General features: G+C 71.0%; 6 protein-coding genes. 3 read left to right on the top strand and 3 right to left on the bottom strand.

Translation table 11 applies throughout. The annotated features are described in order from the left end of the window. The 3 genes from AB0B64_RS38750 to AB0B64_RS38740 form a co-directional block, all read left to right on the top strand. The coding region (locus AB0B64_RS38750) for a helix-turn-helix domain-containing protein (protein ID WP_358184050.1) at positions 1-1,367 on the top strand (1,367 nt) is incomplete at its 5' end. A 187-nt stretch (positions 1,368-1,554) separates the two neighbouring features. Next, on the top strand, positions 1,555-2,799 hold the full coding sequence (locus AB0B64_RS38745; RefSeq protein ID WP_358184047.1) for an FAD-dependent oxidoreductase: 1,245 nt from the start codon (positions 1,555-1,557) through the stop codon (positions 2,797-2,799). A 144-nt stretch (positions 2,800-2,943) separates the two neighbouring features. Next, positions 2,944-3,261, top strand: a complete 318-nt coding sequence (locus AB0B64_RS38740) for a glyoxalase/bleomycin resistance/dioxygenase family protein (RefSeq protein WP_358184044.1) — start codon at positions 2,944-2,946, stop codon at positions 3,259-3,261. A 234-nt stretch (positions 3,262-3,495) separates the two neighbouring features. Here AB0B64_RS38740 and AB0B64_RS38735 read toward each other — a convergent pair whose 3' ends face one another. From AB0B64_RS38735 to AB0B64_RS38725, 3 genes are all read right to left on the bottom strand, one after another. Beyond that, a complete protein-coding gene (locus AB0B64_RS38735) occupies positions 3,496-3,663 on the bottom strand; it encodes a hypothetical protein (protein ID WP_358184041.1) in 168 nt (55 codons plus the stop codon). Positions 3,664-4,021: 358 nt separating this feature from the next. Continuing rightward, positions 4,022-5,194: an MFS transporter gene (locus AB0B64_RS38730; RefSeq protein ID WP_358184038.1), complete on the bottom strand. Its 1,173-nt coding sequence runs from the start codon at positions 5,192-5,194 to the stop codon at positions 4,022-4,024. A gap of 282 nt (positions 5,195-5,476) precedes the next feature. After that, a complete protein-coding gene (locus AB0B64_RS38725; RefSeq protein ID WP_358184035.1) occupies positions 5,477-6,097 on the bottom strand; it encodes a DJ-1/PfpI family protein in 621 nt (206 codons plus the stop codon). Positions 6,098-6,332: the final 235 nt, after the last annotated feature.

Raw genomic sequence — 6,332 nt, 5'->3', positions numbered from 1 at the left:
CGCCGGGGACGGGCGCTGCCGCCCCGGGCGCCACGCGGCGCGCGGCGGCCGAGCGCGCGGCCGCCGCGCTCGGCGACCAGTTCGGGGTGGCTGTGCTGGTGGCCGATTCCGCGGTCTCCTGGAGCCAGCTCGCCGGCGTGGTGTACGGGCTGGTGCTGGAGAGCCGCGAGACCGCTTCGGGACGCGGCCCGACCGACCTGTTCGCCCTGGCCGACAGCCTGGCCGACACGATCAGCGGTGCGGTGACCATCGAGGACCGGCACTCGCGGGTGCTGGCCTACTCCCGCTCCCAGCAGGCGGGGGATCCGGCCCGGGTGGAGACGATCCTCGGCCGGCGGGTCCCGGACCGGCTACGCGAGCTGTTCCAGCAGCGGGGGGTGTTCGCCCAGCTGGCGGCGACGGACGAGCCGGTGTTCGTCCCCGCCGATCCCGGGCACGGCCTGACCGGGCGGATGGCGGTGGCGGTGCGGGCCGGCCGCGAGTTGCTCGGTTCGGTCTGGGTGAGCTGCGAGCGCCCGCTGACCGGCGCCCGCCGGCGCGCGCTGGCGCACGGCGCACGCACGGTGGCGCTGCACCTGCTGCGCTCGCGGGCCAGCGCCGACCTGGAGCGGCAGGTGGAGTCCGACCTGGTCATCCGGCTGCTGGAGGGCAGCGTCGACGCGGAGACGGTGATCAGCCGGCTGGGCCTGCCGTCGCAGGCGCTGCGGGTCATCGCGATCCGCGCCCACACCGACGGCGAGGAGCCCCATGCCGCGCTGCTGCTGGCCTTCGAACAGGCCACCACCGGCTTCGGCTGGTCCAGACCCGGCCGCAGCACCCTGCTCGGCGACACGCTGTACACGATCCTGCCCGCCGAGCAGGCGGACATGGCCCGCCACTGGATCACCGCGCTGCGGGTCGAACTGCCCGCCCGGGTACGCATCGCGGCCGGAATCGGCGCGCCCGCCGCGACCGAGGAACTGCCCGCCGGCCGCCAGGAGGCCGACGAGTGCCTGGCTTTGCCCGAGACCGGCCGGCCCGGCACTGTCGCGCCCGCCTATGACGAGTCGTGGGACGACATCTTGCTGCGGCGGCTACGCGCGGCCTCGCGCACCGGCCGTGTCCCGGCCCGCGGGCCGCTGAGCACGCTGCTGCGACATGACGCCCGCCACGGCACACGCTACGTGCCCACGTTGCGGGCCTGGCTGGAAACCCAGGGCGACCCCGCTTTGGCCGCCGAACGACTGCAGGTGCATCCCAACACCGTCCGCAACCGGCTGCGCAAGATGAGCGAGGTCACTCTCCTGGACCTGGACGACCCCCGTAAACGCCTCGCCATGATCATCATGCTGGCCGCCTCCGACGCCGAGGACGACCCCCGCCGATGATCTTGTACCAGGCCTGTCACTGACGCCGACGCGGCCGGTCAACGCCGTCGAGGCGTGGCTGGGGGCCGGGCGTTGTGACGATGGCACAACGGCCGCGAAGTGATTGTCGGCCGCCCACAACGCCGCCGGCTGCCGCGCGCGCCATGCTGGCTTGGACATCGGCATTCGTACCCGTTGGAGGTTGGGCATGGTCGGCAACTGGCCGCGATCGGTGATCGTGGTGGGCGCGGGCATCGTGGGCCTGTCGACCGCGTGGTTCCTGCAGGAGCGCGGCGTCGAGGTCAAGGTGGTCGACCGTGGCGGCGTGGCGGCCGGCGCATCCTGGGGCAACGCCGGATGGGTCGCCCCAGGCCTGGCCATCCCGCTGAACGAGCCCGCGGTCCTGCGCTACGGCCTGCGCTCGCTGCTGAACGCGGACGCGCCGCTGCACGTGCCGGCGAGCCTCGATGCGGGGCTGTGGGCGTTTCTGGCCCGGTTCGCCGCCAACTGCCGCTGGCGATCGTGGATGCGCGCCGTGCGCGCCAACCTGCCGCTCAACGAGGAATGCGTCGAGGCTTACGAGGTACTGGCCGCCAACGGCGTGTCCGCCCCGGTCATCGCGGCGCCGATCACCGCCGCGTTCCGCACACCACGCCATGCCGAGAGCCTGCTGCGCGAACTGCGCCGACTGGAAGCGGCCGGGCAGCGGGTCGACCATACCCTGCTGGACGCCCGGCGACTGGCCGAGCACGTGCCGCTCGCCGGTCAGGCGCTGGGCGTGGGGGTGCGCATCGACGGGCAGCGCTACGTCGACCCGGGCGCGTTCGCGCACGCCCTGGGCAAGGCCGTGATGAGCCGCGGCGCGACCGTGTACGCCTTCGAGGTCGACGAGGTGCGCACCGACGGCAGGAAGGTGATCGTGCGCTCGGGCAAGGGCACCGTCCTGTCGGCCGACGCGGTGGTGCTGGCCACCGGCGCGTGGCTGCCCCGCCTGGCCCGGCAGTGGGGCGTGCGCGTCCCGGTCCGGGCCGGCCGGGGCTACTCCTTCACCGTGCCGGTGGACCACCCCGTCCCCGGCCCGATCTACCTGCCCGACGTACGGGTGGCGTGCACGCCGTATCGCAACGGGCTGCGCGTGGCAGGCACCATGGAATTCCGCGACCCGGACGCCCCGCAGGTGCCCGCCCGGCTGGAGGCCATCGTCGCCTCCGCCCAGCCCCTGCTGCGCGGTGTGCACTGGGATGAACGCACGGATGTCTGGGTGGGCCCTCGCCCGATCACCCCGGACGGCCGGCCGCTCATCGGCGCGACCAAAGCCCCCGGTATCTACGTGGCCGGCGGTCACGGCATGTGGGGTCTGGCCCACGGCCCCATTACGGGACGGCTGCTCGCCGAGCACATCACCACCGGCAAGCAGCCCACCGCCCTTGCCGACTTCGCCCCCCTGCGCTGACGGGCTTCTCCTGTCCGGCCGAGCACGCGGGCCGGCCACTGTGTCGAAGTTTCGCTGCCGAGCGCCGGAGCCGAGAGATCGTCAAAGGAAATACCCTGATCGGTCGGCTCGGCAGGTCAGGCGCCGGCGCGCACAAGGAGCACCATGTACACCAGCTTGATCGTCCTGTACACCGACCACCTGCGGGAGTGCGCCGACTTCTACCTCAGCCTTGGTCTGCCGTTACAGCTCGAACAGCACGGCAACGGCCCCGAGCATTACGCCGCCGAGCTTGGCGGGACGGTCTTCGAGGTCTACCCGGCCTCCGACCGCCGACCCCCCACAGGCAGCCTGCGTCTGGGTTTCCGCGTCCCCGCGCACGCGGTCGTCGGCAGGCTCCCGACCGGCAGGCACCTTCTCACCGACCCAGACGGCCGCATGGTAGAGCTGGAGATCACCAAGGAGACGAACATCAACGAGTAGCGCGCCTGGCAAGCCATCGCCGCCACCCTCGGCGGGGACGCTCAAAAGGCCCGTCATCGCGAGCAGTCCCGCCCGTCTAGCCGTGCTGCAGGCCCAACAACGTCTCCTGGGCTTGCTCGACCCCCGGCACCCAGCCAAGAGGTCGGCCCGCTTCAGAACCCCCTGGAGCGTGCTTCTCGTCCGGAACGAAACTGCGTTGTGACCACCACCCATAGATGGCGGCTGGGAGACAGATCAGCCTGCGGGATCGCCCGGATTCCCAGGTGCATGCTGCCCTCGGAGATCAACGGCGATGACCTCGGCGGAGACTCGGCCACCGACTTTAAGAGGTTCAGACTCCCAGGAAATATCGAGCGGGTCGATGATGCCGATCGGATCACTGGCGAAGGCGTCGAGAAGCACGGTCGTCTGCGATCGCGTGACCGCGCAGCCCTGCGCGGCGCAAGTCAAATAAATCTACAATGTAAAGGGCTAGGTCTGAAGGATTTCACTCATCACAAACCCCCCGGACAACGACGACGCCCAGTTGTGTACCACCCCATGGTGGATCAACGATCTTGTTGTGTTTCCTACGTAGGCGAACAGGGCTGAGCGCGTCAAAAACTACACCGCTCTGCCGGACGTCATCCGACGCCCTCGACCTGGCCCGGCCCGCCACGGGCCACCTAACGTTCGGCCACGGCATCCGCCGGCAACCGGCCCGGGCCGTGACGCGCCAACCCATCAACGAGCACGACAACCGTCAGGCAGATCTTCGCCGTCAACCTGGCAGGCGCCGCAGCATCAATGGCACCAGCAGGAACGCTAAGCCGGCAGCCAGGAAAGCACCGGCTCCGACAGCGCCGGCGATGGTTGCGGCGGCCGCGGCCAGTGGTGGGACCATGGGCTGCGCCACGCCCCACGACGATCCTTGTACGGCGAACCAGCGTGGCCGGTCGTCTTCCGGCGCGGCATCGGCGACCGCCGCTTGCCAGCGGCCGAGCAGGACGCTGTTGGTCGCGGTACAGCCCAGGTAGGCGGCGATGGTGAGCGGCACACTGGTGGTGGCGGCCATTACCAGCGCGAGCGCCCCGAGCAGCAGTGCGCCCATCCCGAGGATCAGCCCGTGCGAGCGCCCGGCGAGCAGCCGGCGGGCGGCCCACAGCGTGAGGGGGGCCAGCGCGGCGGCGCTCGCCAGCGTCAGGCCGGGCAGCCACGATGCGGCGCCCCGCTCCAGCAGCGCCAGCGGCACGTACATCATCACCGCCAGAGAGCCGATCGCGAACGCGGTGCCCGCCACGGTCAGCCGCATCAAGACGGCGGGTGGCCGGAAGCGCCCGCTCAGCCCGGCGGGCCGCTCGGTGCGGCGGTCGCTCTTCCCAGTCTGCCGCGCGGCGCGGCGCCCGCCGGATCGGGCATCATCGCGTGGTAGGAACGACACAGCGACGGCCGCCGCGACCAGGCAGGTGAGCGCGTCGGCGGTCACCAGCCAGCGCACTCCCAGCGGCAAGAGCACCGCCGCCAGCAGTCCCGCCGCGGCCCCGGCGGCCGACAGCGCCACTCCCAGGACGGCGAAGGTGGCATGGCGCTGCTCACCCTCGCTCGCCCGCGCCAGCAGTTCCTGCGAGGGCGGCTCGTACACCTCGAAGGCCAGTCCGACCAACGCGATGGCGATCAGCACCTGCGCCGGGCCCTGGGCCAGGACGAGCGTGAACAGGGCCAGGCCGGTCGCGGCCAGCCCGGCACTCAGTACACCGCGCGGCGAGAACCGCTCCAGCAGCAGCGCCCCCGCCCAGCGTGAGAGCAGCGCGGCCACCCCGAACAGGGCCAGCGCCGCCGCGGCCAGCTCCGGCCCGGCCAGCACCGCCAGGAACGACAGTGCGTAGGCGCCGAGCGCGTTGAGAATCCGGACCCACAACAGCACCCGCGCCGCCACCGGCAGCGACCTCCACATGGAACCCCCAGAGACGCCGACAAAGACGCCATCCTCACAGACGCCACCGACGATTCCAGCGCCCTCCTGGAGCCTGGCGGCACCGTGAGAGCTCGGCGACCTGCGGCTCGGCTGGTCGGCCAGGCTCGGCGTTCGCCGGTCGGGCGGCGGCAGGCCCGACGGCCGGCCTCGTCATGGGTGGCGTACTACTTCGGTGATGGCGGCAGCGTCTGGCACGGAGAGCCCGCCCGAGCCGCGTAAGCCGACCCCGCCCCTATCCCGTTGCGGTCCTCGTGAGACCGGTCAGCGCAGCGCCGCTTCGACCGTACGCACCCTGGACATGACGCGCTGAACGATCTCCTGTTTCTCACCTACAGGCGCCGCGTACTCGATCGCGGCCCAGGCGGCGGACTCGCCGACCGTGTGGAGGAGTGTCCACGCCGCCAGATAGACAGATGCCAGGCATCCGCCCGCGGTCGCGATCGCGCCCTCCGCGTGGAACGGCGCGTCCAGGACCGTCACTCCGCGCTCTTCGAGCCAAGGCCGGGTGATGGCGTCGGTGCAGGCGGGTCGTCCGGTGAGGAGGCCGAGGTGCGCGAGCACCAGGGCTCCGGAGCACTGCGAGCCGATCAACTGACGTGCGGGATCAAGGGGGAGACGCGTCAGCAGGGTGTCATCGGCCACGACATCACGGGTCTTGATGCCGCTGCCGAGGAGTACGACGTCGGCCTCGGTGATGAAGCCCAACGGCCGCTGACCGGTCACCTCCACGCCGTTCATCGAGGTCACGACGGGCGTTGGTGTCGTGATGTACGCGGTCACGTCCTGACCTTGCACGCGAGCGCGATTGATCAGCCCGTACGCGATAAAGCTGTCGAGCTCGTTGAATCCGTCAAAGGTGACGACCGCGACCTGCAAGCTCACTCCCTGCGCAGCTCTCCATAGCAAGCTCATATGGTACAAGTCTCACGCCTGACAGCCCAGGTCGGCACCTGTCCTGGGGCCGACGATGCCGTTCCGCTCGGGCTCATCACGGTCGTCCTCGCCATGATCGTCTACGTCGTGTCCATCCGACGTCGCCGCATGGCCAGACTCAAAGGTGCCCTGTCAGTACATGTCTCAGCAGGGTCTCCCTCAGGCCGCTGACCAGTGCTTTCAT

It is taken from the genome of Nonomuraea sp. NPDC049129 (assembly GCF_040648495.1).
Classification (GTDB): domain Bacteria; phylum Actinomycetota; class Actinomycetes; order Streptosporangiales; family Streptosporangiaceae; genus Nonomuraea.
This window is presented reverse-complemented; position numbering and strand designations above follow the sequence as displayed.

What these genes read in the sequence shown, in the direction of transcription:
- AB0B64_RS38745 (WP_358184047.1), top strand. Translation starts at nt 1,555, where the DNA reads ATGGTCGGCAACTGGCCGCGATCGGTGATCGTGGTGGGCGCGGGCATC.
- AB0B64_RS38730 (WP_358184038.1), bottom strand. Translation starts at nt 5,194, where the DNA reads ATGTGGAGGTCGCTGCCGGTGGCGGCGCGGGTGCTGTTGTGGGTCCGG.
- AB0B64_RS38740 (WP_358184044.1), top strand. Translation starts at nt 2,944, where the DNA reads ATGTACACCAGCTTGATCGTCCTGTACACCGACCACCTGCGGGAGTGC.